The sequence below is a fragment of the Luxibacter massiliensis genome, assembly GCF_900604355.1.
GTDB lineage: Bacteria > Bacillota > Clostridia > Lachnospirales > Lachnospiraceae > Luxibacter > Luxibacter massiliensis.
This window is the reverse complement of sequence record NZ_UWOE01000001.1, coordinates 1,764,957-1,784,296: the sequence shown is the minus strand read 5'-3', so window position 1 is coordinate 1,784,296 and position 19,340 is coordinate 1,764,957. Positions and strand designations below refer to the sequence as shown.

The following is a 19,340-nucleotide window of genomic DNA, read 5'->3' as shown; positions in this document are numbered from 1 at the left end:
GATAGTATTCTTTTACCATCAAGAGAACATAAAAACAAAGTAAAGGAAAGGATGGAAAGAATATGAAAAAAAGTAGTTTTGTAGCAATGATTTTGGGGACAATCGGGGGAATCTTATTTGCACTGGGAATGTGCATGTGCCTGATACCGGAATGGAATGCAGCCCACCAGGGTATTGTGATGGGAGCATTGGGAGCAGTGGTACTGCTGATTATGGCTATTGTATGGAGAAAAATGGAGCATAAGGCGCCGATCAAGGTGTCAGGAAAAACAATCGCTGCAGCCTTAATCGGAATCATCGGAGCGCTGTTACTTGGAGTAGGCATGTGTATGACAATGGTGTGGAGTAACATGGTACCGGGAATCGGAATTGGACTTGTAGGAATTGTAGTGCTTCTTTGTCTGATTCCATTTGTTAAAGGACTGAGATAGCATGAGATCGCAATAAGGAACAGATGGAATGTGGCAGATGAGAAAAGTCTGCCGCATTTTTTGTATAGATAGGAAACTGTGTTTTCCATTACGTGAAAACGCTCTGCGGGGATATGCGCACTTGCGATAAGAGGGAGCGCAAGTGGCCGCTTTTTGCACATTCTTTCTATAGATAATCATCTGTTCACAGAAAAAACACAATTTATAAATAAAACAAAAACAAATATAGATTACACTCTCTGTATTGTGTACAATGGTAGAAAAGGCGGTGTACAGCAGATGGGCCGCAAATGGAGTATAGGATATGCAGACGCCTGTGTTTCCATCTTATCGCTGCAGACGGCCATGTTTCCATCTTTCGGAGATATAGAAATAAATAAGATGCAGACAATGATGAACAAAATTACGGGAGTGATTCTCTGTATGTTGGTGCTGGAAATGGGTATTTACGGCGTTCATAAAGCAAATAAGATGAAAACAAATTAGGGAGGAATAGAAGATGATTAAAATATTAGTGGTGGAAGACGATGTGCAGTTAAACCAGATGGTATGTACCTATCTGAATGACAGTGGGTTTGAGGCAAAAGGATGTCTGCATGTAAACGATGCCTACGATGAAATGTACAACAATATGTACCAGCTAATTATCTCTGATATTATGATGCCGGAGATCGATGGGTTTGAATTTGCACGGACAGTAAGAGATGTCAACAAAACGATTCCAATTCTGTTTATGTCCGCAAAGGACGACCTGCCGTCCAAAACAAAGGGATTCCAGATCGGAATTGATGATTATATGGTAAAGCCTGTGGAACTAAGTGAGCTTCTGCTCCGTGTAAGAGCATTGCTGCGTAGGGCAAATATCGAGATGGAACAAAAAATCACAGTGGGGAATCTGGAACTAGACGGGGACGGTATGAGCGCCACAGTGGATGGTGAGGAAGTCAGCCTTACGACAAGGGAATTTAATATTATATATAAATTGCTTTCCTATCCGAAGAAAACATTTTCCAGGGCCCAGCTTATGGATGAATTCTGGGGTGTTGACAGTAATACCAGTCTGCGTGCGGTGGACGTGTATGTGACGAAACTGCGGGATAAGCTGTCGGAGTGCGACGGTTTTCAGATTGTGACGGTCAGGGGACTTGGGTATAAGGCGGTGTTAAAATGAAATCCAATGCAGAGACAAATGAAAGCAGCATCAAACAATCTCGTTTTCCCATATCGCTTTTCTGGATGTATCTGGGTGTCTGTGCTTTGATGTCTGGAATTCATCAGGGATTGATTGTTTTTATGATGCGTTTTTATGTACCAAGCATTTTACAGACCCATATAATGATTCTTTATTGGTGTCTGATTGCGGCCGGACTTGTGCTGTACACCAGAAAAAGGATAGAAAAAACGTACGAAATTCCCCTGCAGAGGATTTCAGAGGCAACAAAGAAGGTGGCACACGGAGATTTTTCAGTGTATATTCCTACCACCAACACACCGGATAAGCTGGACTATCTGGATGTGATGATTATGGACTTAAATAAGATGATCGAGGAACTGGGAAGCATAGAGACACTGAAAACAGATTTTGTTTCCAATGTATCCCACGAAATGAAAACTCCCATAGCGGTGATTAAAAATTCGGCGCAGTTACTGCAGATGAATGGAATGTCTGAGGGGCAAAGGCTGGAATATGCCAAAAATATTGACGGCGCAGCGGGAAGGCTGTCCAATCTGATTACAAATATTTTGAAGCTGAACAAGCTGGAACATCAGAATATTGTTCCGGATGCAGAGGCTTATGATGTGTGTCGGCAGCTCTGCGACTGCGTGATCCAGTTTGAGGAACAATGGGAAGAAAAGGAAATAGAGCTGGATATAGAACTGGAAGAGAAAGCATTTGTGTGGGCGGATGAAGAGCTGATGGCGCTGGTATGGAACAATTTGCTCTCCAATGCAGTAAAATTTACGGAACCTGGAGGACGGATTGCCATTCGGCAGATATCGGGGCAGGACTGGGTGGAGGTATCTGTTTCTGATACCGGATGCGGAATGGGACAGGATACAGTGAAACGTATCTTCGACAAGTTTTATCAGGGGGATACGTCTCATTCTAAGGAGGGAAATGGTCTTGGAATGGCGTTGGTTCACCGGGTGATACAGCTTTTGGACGGGAAAATACAGGTGACAAGCGAAGTGGGAAAGGGCAGTACCTTTACCGTAAAACTGCCGCCAGGTGAAGCAGAATATGTAAAAGGAGAGTGAGAAGCATGTCAGACGAGAAAAAGTTTATGTCCTATGATTATAAAGAAGTAGAGGCAGAGCAAAACATGATCCCGTTTTTAAGGGACGGATATGAGAATTTTGGATGGGAAATACAAGAAAAATCAGTGGAGAGTAAAAACCATCCGAAACAAAGCCATAAATCCATTCTGCTGATGAGAAGAAACCGGAAGATTATGAACAAGCCGGAACTGCAGCGGCTTCAGAGCCATTATGAAGCGTGTGTGGAGGATGTAAAAGCGCTGGAGAAGTCGAAGGAAAGCAAGGCAACGATGATCTCTTTAATTGTTGGGATTTTCGGAACTGCCTTTATGGCCGGATCGGTCTTTGCCGTAACTGCAGAAGAGCCCCTCATTGCGCTATGCATCATTCTGGCAATTCCCGGATTTATGGGATGGATACTTCCGTATTTTCTTTATAAAGGAATTCGGGAAAAGCAGACACAGACCATCAAACCTCTGATCGAGAAGAAATATGATGAGATTTATGAGATCTGTGAAAAAGGGAATAAGCTTTTAAATATATAGAATTCATGCTGCCAGCCTCCGAAAAAGTGAGGACTGGCGTTCTTAAAAGGAGTTTCCCGGGTCATTTCAGGGGATATTCCTCGTAAGCAGGTGTAACAGCAGAAATACAATGAGCAGAATAAAACAAGGAGAGTGTGCATATGAAAACAATCAGACTATTATATCCAGATTATTTAAGCGGAGGGTTGGAAACCTATTATTTTGGAGCAAATCTGCTGACTCATATTCTTCCAGAGAATGAAAACCAGCCTTTGATAAAAGTAGAACTTACACCGCCGGACAACAAGGAACGTAATATTACCGAGGGGATTTACGCAAGAGGCGAGGTGATAGAAAGCATACATCTGGCAAGGCAGGCAGTCGAAAAGGCGAATCCCGGAAGAATCATTACCATAGGGGGAAATTGTATGGTTTCCCTTGTGCCGTTTGATTATCTCCATGGAATTTACGAAAATACTGGTATCGTCTGGATTGACGCTCACCCGGATGTATCTTCCCCCCAGAATCAATATCCAAATGCCCATGCCATGGTGCTTGCCTCTTTGATGGGAGACGGAGATCACGAGCTGTCAGCCCAGATGAAAAACGCTGTGTTTCAGGCAGATGAGATTTTATATGTAGGACTGCAGGAATTGCATGATTATCAGGAGGAGTTTCTAAAGAATAAGGGCGTTGATTATCAGGTACAGTCGGAGACGTTCTTGTCCAATGATAGAATTAAGAATTTTTTGCGGCAGTTTGAACATATACTGGTTCATCTTGATATTGATGTATTAGATGCAAATTATTTTCACTCTACTTATTTTGCTAATAGAGATCTGGTGGGTGACGGGAGCGGCAGCGGAAAGATGACAATGGACAAATTGTCTGACGTACTAAAGTGCATTACAGAAAATTCTGATGTAGTGGGATTTACGATTGCAGAATATCTTCCGTTTGATGAATACAATCTGCACAATTTGTTTTCCAATATTAAAATTTTTCGGGAATAAATATAATTCAAACTAAAAGAAGGCAAAAAAGCAATAATCGGATGTTAGAGTTTAAGGGACATTGCAAAAATCAGGTATGCTTTTCATGTATAAGAATGGATTCGTTTTAAGCATTTGCAATTATTCTGACATTGTGTCAGAATGTAATTGTAAAGAAAATGACACGACAGGAAAAACTGATGGCTTAAGCGATAGAAGGAGGAAGCGGCTATGAAATATACGAAACTTGGAAATTCAGAGCTGAATGTTTCCCGTATCTGCATGGGGTGCATGGGATTTGGAGACGCTGCTAATGGACAGCATACATGGACGGTGGATGAGGCACATTCCAGGGAAATTATCCGTCAGGGACTGGAGGCTGGGATTAATTTTTTCGATACAGCCATTGCATATCAGAGCGGAACAAGCGAACAGTATCTGGGAAGGGCATTGAGAGACTATGGCAGACGTGAGGATGTGGTGGTCGCTACCAAATTCCTGCCCCGCACACAGGAGGAAATTATTTCTGGAATCACTGGTCAGCAGCATATTGAAAAGATGATGGATAAAAGCCTTTCCAACCTGGGAATGGAGTATGTGGATCTGTATATTTACCACATGTGGGATTATGAAACGCCTCTCTACGATATTATGGAGGGCCTAAACCGGATTGTAAAGGCGGGAAAAGCAAGGTATATTGGGATCTCAAACTGCTATGCCTATCAGCTTGCAAAAGCAAATGCACTTGCTGAAAAGGAAGGATTTGCAAAATTTATCAGCATACAGGGACATTATAACTTGATTTTCCGGGAAGAGGAACGGGAAATGGCAGGACTTTGCAGTGAGGATCAGATTGCAATGACTCCATACAGCGCGCTTGCAGGCGGAAGGCTGTCAAAAAGATCAGGAGAACATTCCAAACGTATGGAAGAGGACAGCTATGCGAAATTAAAGTATGATGCCTCCGCCCGGCAGGACGGTGAGATTATACGTAGGGTGGCAGGACTGGCGGATCAGTACGGAGTGTCTATGACGGAGGTTTCTCTGGCATGGCTGCTTACGAAAGTGTCTGCTCCAGTAGTTGGAGCAACTAAGCCTTATCAAGTGGAGGGCGCCGTCAAGGCAGTAGATTTATGCCTGACAGAGCAGGATCTTGCTTATCTGGAGGAGCCATATGTTCCCCATAGGCTTGTGGGTGTTATGGCTCAGAATACGGTACAGGCGGCAAAAGAAAAGCACGTCTGGTCAACGGGAAATCAGACCATATAAGGGGAGGAGAAGGCTATGCCGAAAGGTTCGGAAGAATTGACGAGCGCCCGTAAAGAAGAGATTATCAATGCATGTGCAAAGCTCTATGAAACAATGAATTTTAAAGATGTCACGATAAAGGAAATCGGAAAGGCGACTTCCTTTACCAGAACATCTATTTATAACTATTTCCAGACAAAGGAAGAGATATTTTTAGCATATATGCAGCGGGAATACGAAGTATGGATCGCAGCGCTTCGGCAAATGCGGACGGCACATGAAACGATGGGCCGGAAAGAATTTGCCGAAGTGCTGGCGCATTCACTGGAAGAGCGGGGAAATCTTCTGAAATTGATGGCCATGAACCATTATGATATGGAGGAAAACAGCCGGATGGAGCGGCTGGTAGAATTTAAGGTGATATATGGAAGGGCTTTGGCTGAAATGCAGAACTGTTTGGAATATTTTTTCCCGGAAATGACAGTGCAAAAACGGCAGGAGTTTCTTTTCTCTTTCTTTCCGTTTATGTTTGGGATTTATCCGTATACCGTAGTGACAGAAAAGCAGAGGGAGGCAATGAAGCTGGCGAAGGTGGATTATATATATCGTTCTGTTTATGAACTTGTACTGGCAGAAGTGAAAAAATTATTAGATGTGTAAAATCAAAAAAGAGCGATAGGAATGAAAAAGGAAAAGTTGTTGTTTCTTGGGTTTTTCATCCATGCGATAGTTTGGTTGTTGTAATATGCTTAAAAAGCATATAAATCAATTCTATATAGGTATTAGACATTTTTCTTTCCCAGGAATAAAATAAGGTGAAAGAAAAGTGTTTCGGCATATGAAAAAGGGGATTCCCGCTGCTGAACACGTAAAGAAATAAGAGGTGATTTCATGAGACAGATGATCAGCAGGGTGATAGAGCCGAAACAGATACTGCCAAAAGAGCAGCAGATATTTACAAATCTGGATTTAAGAAAGCTGATTATCCCCTTATTTTGGGAGCAGCTTTTGGAGGTCTTTGTAGGAGTTGCGGATACGTTTATGGTCAGTCACGCCGGAGAGGCAGCCGTCTCCGGTGTTTCTCTTGTAAATATGTTTAATACCGTATTTCTCTTTTTGTTCGCAGCGCTGGCATCTGGCGGGGCAGTTGTTGTCAGTCAGTATATTGGAAATAAGGACAGAAAAAATGGAAATTTTTCGGCGGGACAGCTTGTGGCGATTTCTGCCGTTTTTTCGGTGGTGATCATGCTAATTGTCCTGCTCCTTAACCGGCAGTTGCTAAGGCTTTTGTTTGGAGAGGTGGAAAACAACGTCATGAATGCCTGCATTACTTATCTGCGGATTTCTGCGTATTCGTATCCAGCTATTGCCATTTATAATGCGGGTGCTGCCATTTACCGGAGTATGGGAAAAACCAACGTGACGATGTATCTTTCTGTGATATCCAATGTGATTAACATTGTGGGAAATGCCATCGGTGTGTTTGTGCTGCGCCAAGGAGTGGCAGGCGTAGCCTATCCATCTTTAATTGCCAGAAGTTTTTCTGCTGTTGCTATCATGAGTCTGTGTTTCCGTAAAAAGAATGAGGTGTTTCTGGAAATAAAAAATCTGATAGGATGGAATCCAACGATGATTCGTAGAATATTGGGAATCGCAGTGCCGAATGGAATTGAAAACGGACTGTTCCAGTTGGTAAAGGTGGCTTTAAGCAGCATCACTGCACTGTTTGGTACTGTTCAGATTGCGGCAAACGGCGTGGCCCAGAGTTTCTGGTCTCTGGCGGCATTGATGGGAACTGCAATGGGTCTTGCCTTTGTGACGGTTGTCGGACAGTGTATGGGAGCTGGAGATATAAAAGCGGCAGAATATTATACAAAAAAATTACTGAGAATCACTTTTTTTGCTTCGATTTTATGGAATGCCTTGATTTTGATAGCGGCGCCCATTGTTTTGAGGAGATATGCCATCTCAGATGAGGCGGCGAGGCTGGTGATCATCCTGATCTTAATTCATAACCTTTTTAACGCTTTGTTTTATCCGCTTTCCGGGGCGCTGTCTAACGGTCTGCGGGCAGCGGGAGATGTGAAGTTTACCATGTATGTCAGTATTTCTTCCACAATAGGGTGCAGGGTTATATTTTCTGTCCTATTTGCCATCTGTCTGCAAATGGGGGTTATCGGTGTGGCGCTTGCTATGTGCTTAGACTGGGGAATCAGAGCAGCTTTGTTTTGGAAACGGTTCAGAGGTGGAAAATGGAAATCTTTTCAGGTGATTTGAGGGAAGAGCTATAGTTTATACATAAAGTTTACATTCATAAAGTTTTTGAAATGGTTCTTGCGGGAAATGCAGGTATTGATTACACTAAATATTAGAACTTTAGGAGTCGTTTACGTTTTACGCATAAAGGAGGAGCAGGAATGGAAATCAGGGTGCTTCGTTACTTTTTAACGGTGGTAAGAGAAGAGAGTATTACAAAGGCCGCGGATGTACTGCACATTACCCAGCCCACACTCAGCCGACAGCTTGCACAGATGGAGGAAGGACTTGGGGTTCAGTTATTCATCCGGGGAACGAGGAAGATTGTCCTTACAAATGAAGGAATGTTGATGCGCCGCAGGGCAGAGGAGATTTTGGAGTTAGTGGACAAGACAGAGCGGGAACTGGTGGAGCAGGAAGAAGAACTGGAAGGAATTGTGGCCATTGGATGTGGCGATTTGAAGGCAGTACAGCTTCTGCCGGAACTGATCCGCAGTTTTCGTCAGCTATATCCGAAAGTAACCTTTGAATTATATACGGCAACCGCAGACCATGTGAAGGACAGAATAGACAGGGGACTTACGGATATCGGACTGCTTTTAGAACCCATTAATATGGATAAATATGATTTTATCCGACTAAAGCAAAAGGAGACATGGGTTGTGTCCATGCATCCAGACGCTCCTCTTGCCAAAAAAGACTATGTGACAGCAAAGGACTTGGAGGGACTGCCGCTGATAATGCCCCACAGGTTAAATGTACAGAGCGAATTGGCAAGCTGGTTTGGGGAGTCTTACGAAAAATTAAATGTTGTATTTAAAAGTAACCTTCCCGCAAATGGTTCCATTATGGTATATAACCGTCTGGCATATGCATTAATAGTTACGGGGTCCATTGATTTGTGGGATAAGGATAAGCTTATATACCGCCCGCTTTATCCGGAACTGACGGCGACCAGTGCGCTGGCATGGAAACGGCACCAGCCTTTTGGGAAAGCCGCAGAAAAATTTATCGAACATATCAAGTCAAATTTGTGATTCAGAAAGAAGTGATGGAAGATGGAACTGCGAGTATTGAAATATTTTCTGATTGTCGCCAGGGAGGAAAATATAACGAGAGCTGCAAATCTGCTTCATGTGACGCAGCCGACTCTCTCCAGGCAGTTAATGCAGTTGGAAGAGGAACTGGAAGTAAAATTGTTTCAAAGAGGGAAACACAGTATTAGCCTTACCGAAGATGGGCTGCGCCTGAAAAGGAGAGCACAGGAAATCATAGCATTGGCGGATAAGACAAAAGCAGAATTTTACGGCAAAGCAGAAGCGCTGTCCGGGGAGGTTGCGATTGGCTGCGGGGAAACTCAGAATATGTCTTTCCTTTCAGAGAGAATGCGTAGATTCCGAACAGTACATCCACTGGTGAGCTTTCAAATCTATAGTGCGACGGCGGACGATATAAAAGATCGAATCGAACAAGGATTGCTTGACATCGGACTTCTTATGGAACCAGTGAATATTTCTAAATATGAGTTTATCCGTATGGAAAAGAAAGAACGATGGGGAGTTTTAGTGCCAGTAAATTCACCGCTTTCTGAAAAAGAATGTGTGACGGCAATGGATTTGAAAGAGATCCCACTGTTGATACCGGGGCGCCAGAGCGTACAGCATGAACTGTCTTCCTGGTTTGGGCTGAACTTTGAAAATATAGAGATAGCGGCTGCCTATAATTTAATCGGCAATGCTGCTAATATGGTTCGCCATCAAGTAGGAACCGCACTCTGCTTTGATTTGGATTTTCGGTATGATGATTTGAAATTTATTCCGCTTTCTCCGTCTATTGAGACGGGGGCAGTTTTAGTGTGGAAGAAAAATCAGATGTTTACGAATACAGTGCATGAGTTTGTTCATTTTTTAAGAAATACAAAATAGGAGTTTATCATTATGGAAAGAAGAAAATTAAGAGATTTGGAAGTGTCCCCAATCGGCATGGGATGTATGGGATTTTCTCATGGCTACGGAAAGGTTCCGGAAAGAACATACAGCATGGAAGCGATTCACAAAGCCTTTGCGTTTGGCTGTACCTTTTTCGATACAGCTGAGAGTTACGGAACAGAAATGTTTTATCCGGGACACAATGAAGAATTGGTGGGCGAGGCCATCCGTCCGTTTCGGAAGGACGTGGTGCTTGCCACGAAGCTGCACCTAAACGTAGAGGAAGTTTCAAAGGGATATAATCTATACGATATTATGCTCCGTCATCTAAAAGCATCAATGAAAAGACTGAACACAGATTATATTGACCTTTACTATCTTCACCGGGTGAATGAACTTGTACCGGTGGAGGATATTGCAGAAGTGATGGGCAGATTTATAAAAGAAGGGTTCGTCCGCGGCTGGGGACTTTCACAGGTATCTGTAGAAACCCTTGACCGTGCCAACACGGTAACTCCAGTCTCAGCGGTACAAAGTATTTATTCTATGGTAGAGCGGGCGCTGGAAAAAGATATTTTCCCCTATTGTCTGGAACATAACATCGGAGTCGTTCCGTTTTCCCCTATTGCCAGTGGTTTTCTTTCAGGAAAGGTAACGGCGGAGACAAAATTTGAAGGAGATGATGTGCGCAAATTTGTGCCTCAGCTTGCAGAAGAGAACTTGAAAGCAAATCAGCCTATTATAGATGTGCTTTCCAGATTCTCAGAAGAAAAACAGGCGGCAAATGCACAGATTTCGCTTGCGTGGATGCTGCATAAATATCCCAATGCTGTGCCAATTCCAGGATCCAAGAATCAGGAGAGAATCCTTGAAAACCTGGGCAGTTGGAATGTACAATTAAGTGGGGATGAGTTTCAGACATTAGAAACAGCGCTGAACCAGTGTAAGGTATATGGCCACAGAGGATATGTGGAGTCAGAACAAGCCAGTTTTTCTGCAAATTGGAGAGAAAATAAGTAAATTCATGCTCAGAAGGCATTTATTAATATGAAATCCAAGTATTAGACATGACAAGGATCGAGATTTATACTGTAGGTGTAAACCCCAAAAGCAAAGCAGCAGGGATTACACCTACATTTTTTAAGGAGGATTTCTATGACAGTAATGGAAGCCAACAGTCGGTATGATATCAGTGAGCAGTTTCTTTTTCTGGCAGAAGCCGGGATGGATATGGATTCCTTGGAAAAACTGACAGCCCTGCAGCGGCAGGGAGATTCAGAAGAAAATCAGATTCGGATTTTGCGGAAGTTCCGGTTTGAAATGCTGGATGATATTCACAAGAAACAACAGTGCCTGGATTCAGTAGATTTTTTGATCCGCCGGATCAAGCAGGAGGAAGGAGGCAAACATAAATGAAAAAATTAGGCATTTCTATTTTAGCATTGTTGCTTGGAGGCGTATTGAGCGCTTGTCAGGGGCAGGCATCCGGGCAGGATACGGAAAAAAATGAAACAGCAGTACAGGAAAATACACAGACAAAGGATTTGGCACAGGAGAATCATGTGTTGATTGCGTATTTTACATTGGGCAAGAATGCAGAATATCCGGAGAATATAGATGCAACCACTTCTGCAAGTCTGGTGGAAGAGGGAACAGAGCTTTACGGGACTACAGAGTATGTGGGAAGAATGATTCAGTCTGGAGTAGGAGGAGATATGCATCTGATCGAAACGACGGAGCCGTATTCCACAGATTTTGATGCTGTAGTAGATCAGAATCATGAGGAGATGGATGCGGGGACTCTGCCGGAGCTCAAAAGCAGCGATGTTGACATTTCACAGTATGACACTGTATTTATCGGATATCCAATCTGGGCAACCAATGCCCCACAGGCGATTTTCTCTTTTTTAGAAGAATACGATCTGTCAGGGAAAACAGTCATTCCGTTCTGTACACATGACGGTTATGGCGCAGGAGGCAGCTACAGCGACATTGCGGAGACAGTACCAGGAGCAGAAGTTCTCTCAGGCCTTGCCATAGAAGCGGAGAATGTGCCGGGAGCAGAGGACACCGTTGTACAGTGGCTGAATGAAATCGGAATCAGTGGTTCTTCCGGTAATGTAAGTGAAGGCCAGAGTGGAACACCGATTCAGATTACCATCGGGGATGAGGTGTTGGAGGGCGTCATTTACGATACGGCTCTTGCACAGGAAGTCAGCGAACAGTTCCCGCTGACTGTATCTATGGGGAATTTCGGTGGCAGGGAATATTACGGGGGGATCGACTTTACACCGGAAAATGCGGGAGAAGGACAGCTCTTTTTTGAAAACGGAGACATTACCTACTGCAGCCGGAATAATACGTTGGCAATCTTTTATGCACAGACCGATAACCCGGATCTGACAATGGAAGTCATTCCCATTGGAAAAGTAACATCTGACCTGGGGGTATTTGATGAACTGTCCCAAGATGTGGAAATTACATTTGAACCAGTACAATAAGAGTTGGAGGTATAAGACCATGAAAAAAAGAAGCGTTTCTATATTACTTGCAGCAATGCTTGCACTTTCTATGACAGCATGTGGAAATGACAAAAATCAGGAAGAGGAAACAAATGTGGCAGCACAGGAAAATCAACAGGCGGAAACACGGGAAGAAGCGAATCCGACGGACGATTCTTCTGTAAGCGGTTCTTCTAATATGCTGGTAGCATACTTTACCTATGCAGAGAATGCGGACCTGCCAGAAGGGGTTGACGCATCTTCCAGTGCAAGCATTCAGACATGGAATAGTGAAATGACGGGAAATACAGGCGCGGTGGCCCACATGATCAGTGAGGCGACGGGGGCAGAATTGTTCTCTATTCAGACAACAGAGAAATACCCCTCAGACTATAATGAAACGGTAGATCAGGGGCAGGAAGAGCAGAGTGCGGATTTAAGACCTGAACTCTCTGCTCATATTGAGAATCTGGACAGCTACGACACGATCTTTTTCGGATTCCCGAATTGGTGGGGCGATATGCCAATGGCAATGTACAGCTTTCTGGATGAATATGATCTGGCAGGCAAGACCATCGTTCCGTTTGTTACATCCGGAGGAAGTGGTTTTTCTGGAAGTATCCGTGCAATTGAAAGTGCAGAACCGGGGGCAGCGGTACAGGAAGGGCTGGCGCTCAGCGACTCCAGTGCGATGGAGGCACAAAGTGATGTGGAAGAATGGCTGGCAGGACTGGGGTATCTGCAGTAGAAAGGAAGAGAAAATATTATGGCAGAGATGATGAAAGCGGGAGTACTGGTGGCTCCCAAAACAATAGAAATGAGAGAGGTTCCGGTTCCGCAGATGGAGCCGGGAATGATTGAAATAAAGGTATCCGCCTGCGGCGTCTGCGGAAGCGACATCCACATGTGGAAGTCAGGAAGCGGCTGGGGCGCAAAGGCGGGAAAGGAATTGATTATGGGCCATGAGTTCTGCGGGGGTGTGACGGACCCGGGAGACAGCCAGTTTCAAATTGGGGACAGAGTAGTCTTTTGGGCGAACCTGTACTGCGGGAAATGTGATATGTGTATGTCAGGTCATGAGCAATTATGCCGGGATGTGAACGGAACCAATTACATCGGCTTTGTTTGTAACGGCGGCTATGCAGAGAAATTTGTGGGAAAAGCATCCAACGCCTACAAGCTGCCGGACGCTGTTTCCGATGTGGCGGCGGGACTGATTGATCCCCTCATGGTGGCATACCACGCAGTGAAGCATTCTGGTATCAAACTACATGATAAGGTTCTCGTTGCAGGAAGCGGTATTATCGGACATATGATTGGAAATCTGGCGAAAAAAGCAGGGGCTTCTTATGTGGCAATGTCTAAAATTAATGATTTAAAAATTCAGAAAGCGAAAGTATCCGGTGATTTTGAAGCCTTTTATGACGGGAATGATTCTGCGCAGGTTGCAAAAATGGTGCAGGATACCAACGGTGGGTTCGATATCGCCTTTGAAGTGGTAGGGGCAGAGAGCGCTTTAAGTACTTGTGTCAATGCGGTCAGACCAGGCGGCAAAGTAGTCATGATTGGAAATTCCATACCAGATACCGTTGCATTTGAAATGAATAAAGCGGTACTGAGGGAGATCACATTAAAGGGGAGCGTTTCTTGTACTAGACAGGAATTTGAAGAAACCATTGATCTGATTGCGGCGGGTATGATTGATCCGGAACAGTATGTGACAGATATTCTGCCTTTAGAAGAACTGCAGCAGACTTTCGAGCGGCTGACAGACGAAAATGATCCAATCTTAAAAGCGGTCATAAAACCCTAAAGCATATTTTCCAGATTCATTTTGGGGCAGATTACCAGGGCGGAGACTGTATCGACTGTGGGCATTGGGATACACGTTGCCCATTCCATGTAGTACAGACAGAACGTATGCAGAAAATTCAGGCATATTTTGGACGATGAAGCGGAGAATGTGCCAAGGCACATTCTTTGTTCTATGCGCATCAAGTGGTGAAATGCCGTGATTTATACCTAATAAGCATGTAAATGGATTCAACATAAGCATTAGACATGGATAAGGGAATGGAATATACTATGGGTGTAAACAAAAGGGAAGTTTTCTGAGGAAGGAGAGATGATATAGTTGAAACCCAAAATGATACTGAAAATGTCCATAGACCTGGTGATGACGATCCTGCTGTTATTCCAAATGGCATATATGCTGGTCGGAAATACGGCGCATGAATGGATTGGATCCATCATGTTCGTACTATTTATTCTTCATCATGTTTTAAATATCAGATGGTACCGCAATCTGTTCAAAGGGAGGTATTCCGGTTTTCGTGTTCTTCAGACAGTCGTTAATTTTTCTGTACTGTTCTGTATGCTTGGATTGATGGTAAGCGGAATCATTATGTCAAGGACTGTATTTTCCTTCCTTCCCATTGACGGCGGTATGGGCTTTGCCCGGATGCTTCATATGGTAACTGCTTATTGGGGATTTCTTTTGATGAGTGTCCACCTTGGACTGCACTGGGGAATGATACTGGGGATGGTACGAAAGATCAGGAAGCAGAAGGAACCGTCAAAACCGCAGACATGGGCATTACGTGTTCTGGCGCTTCTGATCAGCGGATTCGGGGTATATGCGTTCTTAAAACATAATCTACTCTCTTATATGCTTTTAAAAAACCAGTTTGTCTTCTTTGATATGCAGCAGACTTTGATTTCATTTTTAGCGGAGTATCTTGCGATGATGGGATTGTGGGCATGTCTTTCCTACTATCTGTCGCGTGGGATACAAAGATTGTCAGCAAAGAAGAAAAAACAAGGAGAGTAGAACCGTGGTGTTTATGAGGATATGAAAACATTTGAGAAACCGGTCCTTATTTTGCATGGTGATGGGGATGGGATAGTCGTTATGTCGTACTCTGAACGTGCGTCTGAAACTTATCCAGATGCCGGATTCCATATTCTTTCCGACGGAGGCCATGCTTTCCATGGGGAGAGTTTTCAAGAGGCGGTTCATTATATTACAGCGTATTTGCAAGGATTACAATGTATAAAATAAACAAGATTCAAAAAGGAGGATTATTATTATGAGTTTTCAGATGTATGTACCAACAAGAATTTTATTTGGAGAGGGACAGCTTTCCAATCTCCATGAGCAGAAACTGCCGGGAACAAAGGCGATGATTGTGATTTCCGATGGAAAATCAACGAAAGAAAACGGAGCGCTTGACAAGACGCAGCAGGAACTAAAAATGGCAGGTGTGGAAACCGTTTTGTTTGATAAGATTATGGCAAATCCGCTGAAGTCAACTGTGATGGAAGGCGCTGCATTTGCAAGGGAGAATGGGTGTGATTTCATTATTGCCCTCGGTGGAGGCAGTGTTATAGACGCATCTAAGGCAATTGCGGCCATGGCAACAAATGGCGGAGATTTATGGGATTATATCGGTGGGGGAACTGGAAAAGGACTGACCCTTACGAAAGAACCGCTTCCCCTTGTGGCGATTACCACGACGGCGGGAACGGGAAGTGAGGTAGACCAGTGGGGTGTGGTTTCCAATGAAGAGACAAATGAAAAAATTGGATTTGGAGGATATGATTCTTTGTTCCCGCAGATTGCAGTGGTAGATCCAGGACTTATGAAATCTGTTCCGGCGAAATTTACGGCATATCAGGGGTTTGACGCTTTGTTCCACAGTGTAGAGTGTTATATTTCAGCAGCGGCAAACCTGATGTCCGATATGTATGCCCTGACTGCAATCGAAAATATCGGTGCTTATCTGGCGCGGGCCGTAAAAGACGGTTCTGATATGGAAGCAAGGGAACATGTGGCATTCGCAAACACCTTGTCCGGTGTAGTGATGACGCTCAGCGGCTGTACCAGTGAGCATTCTATGGAACACGCCATGAGTGCCTATCACCATGAACTTCCTCATGGAGCGGGGTTGATTATGATTTCCAAAGAATATTTTACGCATTTTGTTAAAAATCACGCCTGCGATGAGCGTTTTGTCCGCATGGCTCACGCTTTGGGGATGAAAGAGGCGAAAGAACCGATGGATTTTATTACAGCATTGGTGAAATTACAGGAAGAATGTGGCGTGGCAGACTTAAAAATGTCGGATTACGGAATCATGCCAGAGGAATTTATGACATTGGCAAAGAATGCGAGGACTACCATGGGCGGCCTGTTCTTCTGTGACCGGGTTCCGATGTCAGATGAAGAATGTGCAGCCATTTTTGAAAAAGCATATCGGTAAGGTAAAGAATGTTTCAGATATGAAATCAAGAAAGAGAGGGTGATTATAATGAGTAAAACGGAATTTAAGCCAGTATTTGAACTGGGAGAAGAAAATCCATTTGGACAGTTTTTTATCGGACAGAGTTATCTGAAAATGCTCTGTATGGAAGGGGTGGGCGTTGCAAACGTCACTTTTGAGCCAAGATGCCGTAACAACTGGCATATTCATCATGCGACAAGCGGAGGAGGGCAGATTTTATTGTGTACAGACGGAAAGGGCTGGTATCAGGAGTGGGGGAAACCGGCAAGAGAACTGAATCCGGGCGATGTGGTGATTATCCCACCGGAAGTCAAACACTGGCATGGAGCGGCCAAAGACAGTTGGTTTACACATCTGGCGATTGAGGTGCCGGGGGAAGAGACATCTAATGAATGGTGTGAACCGGTAGATAATGATGCATATGGAGATTTATAGACATGGAGGGATGCGGATGAAAAAAGAATCGTACCAGTTATTGTAACCTTGCTGCTGGCACTAGGGCTGACTGCATGCGGTGAATCATCTTCTGATACAAAAGAGGAAGCGCAAAATGTAGCTGTGAATCAGAACGAGAATGATACCTCAGCGGATACAGACACAACAGAACCATTGGAGGCAGATAAGGTATTAATTGTGTATTATTCCAATACAGGTACAACAGAATCCGCCGCAGAACAGATTGCAGCACTCACCGGAGGTACGCTTTCTAAGATTGAGCGTGCAGAAGAATACGGGGATCTGGAAGCAGAAGCAGAGGCAGAGATTCAGGAAGGCGAACAGCCGGAAATTATAACCGATATTGAGAATCTTGAAGCTTATGATACCATTTTTGTCGGTTATCCAATCTGGTGGGATGAAGCGCCGGCGATGATATCGACCTTCCTTGCGAACAATGATTTTGCAGGAAAGACAATCATTCCGTTTTGTACCAGCGCCAGCGATGATATTGGAAACAGCCTGCATATCTTTGAGGAACTCTGTCCGGATGCAGTGATTGCGGATGGACTTACGGTAAATGATGCGACAGATATCGAGCCTTGGCTTCAAGACCTTGGTATACTTTAAAAGAAATACGCAAAAGACAGCAGTGGAAGGAGAAGAATTTCGCTGCTGTCTGCCTTTTATATATAAAAATACAAGAAATATGAAAAAACATATAGACACTATATCAAAATAGAAAAGGGGATGCGTACTTATGAAGAAAAATATAGGTTTACTTATTGCTTTTTTAGTATCGGCTGTTATGCTTTTTTCTCTGACAGCCTGTGGGCAAAGAGAGGAGATGGAAGAAGCTGAAACTTCCGGTATTGTGGAGGAAACGGAAATGGAAGAAAACAACACAGCTTCCTTGCCTAGCGAGGCGGAGATTCCGGAAGACTTCGTCTTTGTGGAAGGTGGAACTTTCCAAATGGGAAGTCCGGAAGATGAGGCATGGCGCAGTGAGGATGAAATACAACACACGGTGACGGTCAGCGATTTTTATATGAGCCGGTACGAGTTGACACAGGCAGAATACGAAGCCGTTACCGGGAACAATCCCAGCAATTTTTCCGGGGCAGACCTGCCGGTTGAAAATATCTCCTGGCTGGATGCGGTGTCTTATTGTAACGCCAGAAGCGGGCAGGAAGGCTTAACAGAGGTTTATACTATTGATGGCGGGAATGTGAGCTGGGATCGCAGTGCAAATGGTTATCGTCTGCCTACGGAGGCTGAATGGGAATATGCCTGCCGCGCGGGAACTACAACCCCTTTTTATATGGAGATTTCTCCCAGTGCAGAGGACGCTAATTATTACGGACATTATCCTTATATGATTGAGGAAAATTATTTTTCTCAGGGGAATCTGGAGGTGCAGCCGGGTGAATACCGGCAGACCACAGTAGCGGTAGGAAGTTTTGAAGCCAATCCGCTGGGACTCTATGATATGCACGGCAATGTAGGCGAATGGACATGGGATGCCTATGGTGCTTACGAAACAGACAATCAGACGGATCCAGCCGGTTCTGAAACGGGAACCAGACGGATATATCGTGGCGGCGGCTGGAATGATTTTGCGAAAAATATGCGTTCTGCTTATCGTGCTACCATGGATCAGGAAAAAGGCAGCTTTAATATCGGCATCCGTCTGGTACGAAATGCAGTAGCCGGAAGTGGAACCGTGGCTGGTTCCAATGCACAGACAGATGAAAATACAGGTAACGGTAATGTACTGATCGCTTACTTTTCATGGGGCGGTAATACACAGGGCGTTGCCGAAGAAATTCAAGGTCAGACCGGAGCTGATTTGTTCGAGATTACGCTGGTGAACCCTTATTCCAGTGACTACAACACTGTGCTGGACGAGGCTCAGAGAGACCAAAATGAACAGGCACGACCGGAATTGGCTTCTCATGTGGAGAATATGGAGCAATACGATACGATTTTGCTTGGGTATCCGAACTGGTGGGCTTCAATTCCCATGCCCATTGCATCGTTCCTTGAAGAATACGACTTTTCCGGCAAGACGATTGTTCCATTTTGCAGTCATGGTGGTGGGCGTTTTGGCCAGAGTCTGACAGCAATTGCAAAATTGGTTCCTGATGCAACAATGGGTGAAGGACTTTCTATCCACTATTCCGGAGGAGACTCACTAGATAATGATGTGGCGGAATGGTTGGAAACAAACGGAATTGCTGTAAACTAATATAAAAGTTTGTAAATGAAATAGATGAGCCTTGAAAATATTCATAATGTAAGTCCATGTAATGCGCAAAAGACAGCAGCCGAAAGGGAAAGAGTTTCGCTACTCTCCGTCAGTCAGAGGGATAAGGATACGAATGCTGTACCGATTCCGGGATCGAAGAATCAGGAAAGAATTTTTGAGAATTTGGGCGGCTGGAATGTGCGGTTAAATAAGGAAGAATTCCGGACTCTGGAAT

21 protein-coding genes are annotated in these 19,340 nt (G+C 44.2%); all 21 read left to right on the top strand.

All coding sequences use genetic code 11. The annotated features are described in order from the left end of the window. The first annotated feature begins 62 nt into the window (after positions 1–62). The 21 genes from EFA47_RS08215 (at position 63) to EFA47_RS08110 (ending at position 19,105) form a co-directional block, all read left to right on the top strand. A complete protein-coding gene (locus EFA47_RS08215) occupies positions 63–431 on the top strand; it encodes a hypothetical protein (protein WP_122642830.1) in 369 nt (122 codons plus the stop codon). A gap of 279 nt (positions 432–710) precedes the next feature. Further along, positions 711–917, top strand: a complete 207-nt coding sequence (locus EFA47_RS19850; protein WP_164689954.1) for a hypothetical protein — start codon at positions 711–713, stop codon at positions 915–917. Between the two features lie 13 nt (positions 918–930). Next, on the top strand, positions 931–1,602 hold the full coding sequence (locus tag EFA47_RS08205; RefSeq protein WP_122642828.1) for a response regulator transcription factor: 672 nt from the start codon (positions 931–933) through the stop codon (positions 1,600–1,602). Further along, entirely contained in the window at positions 1,599–2,690 is a 1,092-nt protein-coding gene (locus EFA47_RS08200; protein WP_122642827.1) for a sensor histidine kinase, read from the top strand. The genes EFA47_RS08205 and EFA47_RS08200 overlap by 4 nt, the downstream gene beginning before the upstream one ends. A gap of 5 nt (positions 2,691–2,695) precedes the next feature. Further along, complete coding sequence (locus tag EFA47_RS08195; protein ID WP_122642826.1) at positions 2,696–3,235, top strand: hypothetical protein; 540 nt, start codon at positions 2,696–2,698, stop codon at positions 3,233–3,235. A 140-nt stretch (positions 3,236–3,375) separates the two neighbouring features. Continuing rightward, entirely contained in the window at positions 3,376–4,227 is an 852-nt protein-coding gene (locus EFA47_RS08190) for an arginase family protein (RefSeq protein WP_122642825.1), read from the top strand. Between the two features lie 210 nt (positions 4,228–4,437). Then, positions 4,438–5,475, top strand: a complete 1,038-nt coding sequence (locus EFA47_RS08185) for an aldo/keto reductase (RefSeq protein WP_122642824.1) — start codon at positions 4,438–4,440, stop codon at positions 5,473–5,475. 15 nt (positions 5,476–5,490) lie between these two features. Next, positions 5,491–6,114 (top strand): TetR family transcriptional regulator, encoded by a 624-nt coding sequence (locus tag EFA47_RS08180; protein ID WP_122642823.1) that lies wholly within the window; start codon positions 5,491–5,493, stop codon positions 6,112–6,114. A gap of 231 nt (positions 6,115–6,345) precedes the next feature. Beyond that, positions 6,346–7,731: an MATE family efflux transporter gene (locus EFA47_RS08175; RefSeq protein ID WP_235853237.1), complete on the top strand. Its 1,386-nt coding sequence runs from the start codon at positions 6,346–6,348 to the stop codon at positions 7,729–7,731. A 140-nt stretch (positions 7,732–7,871) separates the two neighbouring features. After that, on the top strand, positions 7,872–8,747 hold the full coding sequence (locus EFA47_RS08170) for a LysR family transcriptional regulator (protein WP_122642822.1): 876 nt from the start codon (positions 7,872–7,874) through the stop codon (positions 8,745–8,747). Between the two features lie 21 nt (positions 8,748–8,768). Beyond that, complete coding sequence (locus EFA47_RS08165) at positions 8,769–9,635, top strand: LysR family transcriptional regulator (RefSeq protein ID WP_122642821.1); 867 nt, start codon at positions 8,769–8,771, stop codon at positions 9,633–9,635. A 12-nt stretch (positions 9,636–9,647) separates the two neighbouring features. Beyond that, positions 9,648–10,658, top strand: a complete 1,011-nt coding sequence (locus EFA47_RS08160; protein WP_122642820.1) for an aldo/keto reductase — start codon at positions 9,648–9,650, stop codon at positions 10,656–10,658. A 135-nt stretch (positions 10,659–10,793) separates the two neighbouring features. Beyond that, positions 10,794–11,054: a hypothetical protein gene (locus EFA47_RS08155; RefSeq protein WP_122642819.1), complete on the top strand. Its 261-nt coding sequence runs from the start codon at positions 10,794–10,796 to the stop codon at positions 11,052–11,054. Beyond that, entirely contained in the window at positions 11,051–12,139 is a 1,089-nt protein-coding gene (locus EFA47_RS08150) for a flavodoxin (protein WP_122642818.1), read from the top strand. The genes EFA47_RS08155 and EFA47_RS08150 overlap by 4 nt, the downstream gene beginning before the upstream one ends. 19 nt (positions 12,140–12,158) lie before the next feature. Beyond that, positions 12,159–12,887, top strand: coding sequence for a flavodoxin (locus EFA47_RS08145; RefSeq protein ID WP_122642817.1), 729 nt, complete (start codon positions 12,159–12,161; stop codon positions 12,885–12,887). Between the two features lie 18 nt (positions 12,888–12,905). Next, positions 12,906–13,952 carry a zinc-dependent alcohol dehydrogenase gene (locus EFA47_RS08140; protein WP_206215521.1) on the top strand — a complete coding sequence of 349 codons (1,047 nt, stop codon included), beginning with the start codon at positions 12,906–12,908 and terminating at the stop codon, positions 13,950–13,952. 321 nt (positions 13,953–14,273) lie between these two features. Next, positions 14,274–14,969 (top strand): DUF4405 domain-containing protein, encoded by a 696-nt coding sequence (locus EFA47_RS08135; protein ID WP_122642816.1) that lies wholly within the window; start codon positions 14,274–14,276, stop codon positions 14,967–14,969. Between the two features lie 259 nt (positions 14,970–15,228). Further along, positions 15,229–16,401 carry an iron-containing alcohol dehydrogenase gene (locus EFA47_RS08125; protein WP_122642814.1) on the top strand — a complete coding sequence of 391 codons (1,173 nt, stop codon included), beginning with the start codon at positions 15,229–15,231 and terminating at the stop codon, positions 16,399–16,401. A 48-nt stretch (positions 16,402–16,449) separates the two neighbouring features. Continuing rightward, entirely contained in the window at positions 16,450–16,857 is a 408-nt protein-coding gene (locus EFA47_RS08120; RefSeq protein WP_122642813.1) for a cupin domain-containing protein, read from the top strand. Positions 16,858–16,980: 123 nt separating this feature from the next. Continuing rightward, the gene (locus EFA47_RS08115; RefSeq protein WP_164689953.1) at positions 16,981–17,487 is read left to right on the top strand and encodes a flavodoxin; all 507 of its coding nucleotides are present in this window, start codon (positions 16,981–16,983) and stop codon (positions 17,485–17,487) included. Positions 17,488–17,617: 130 nt separating this feature from the next. Then, a complete protein-coding gene (locus EFA47_RS08110; protein ID WP_122642811.1) occupies positions 17,618–19,105 on the top strand; it encodes a flavodoxin in 1,488 nt (495 codons plus the stop codon). Positions 19,106–19,340 lie beyond the last annotated feature (235 nt).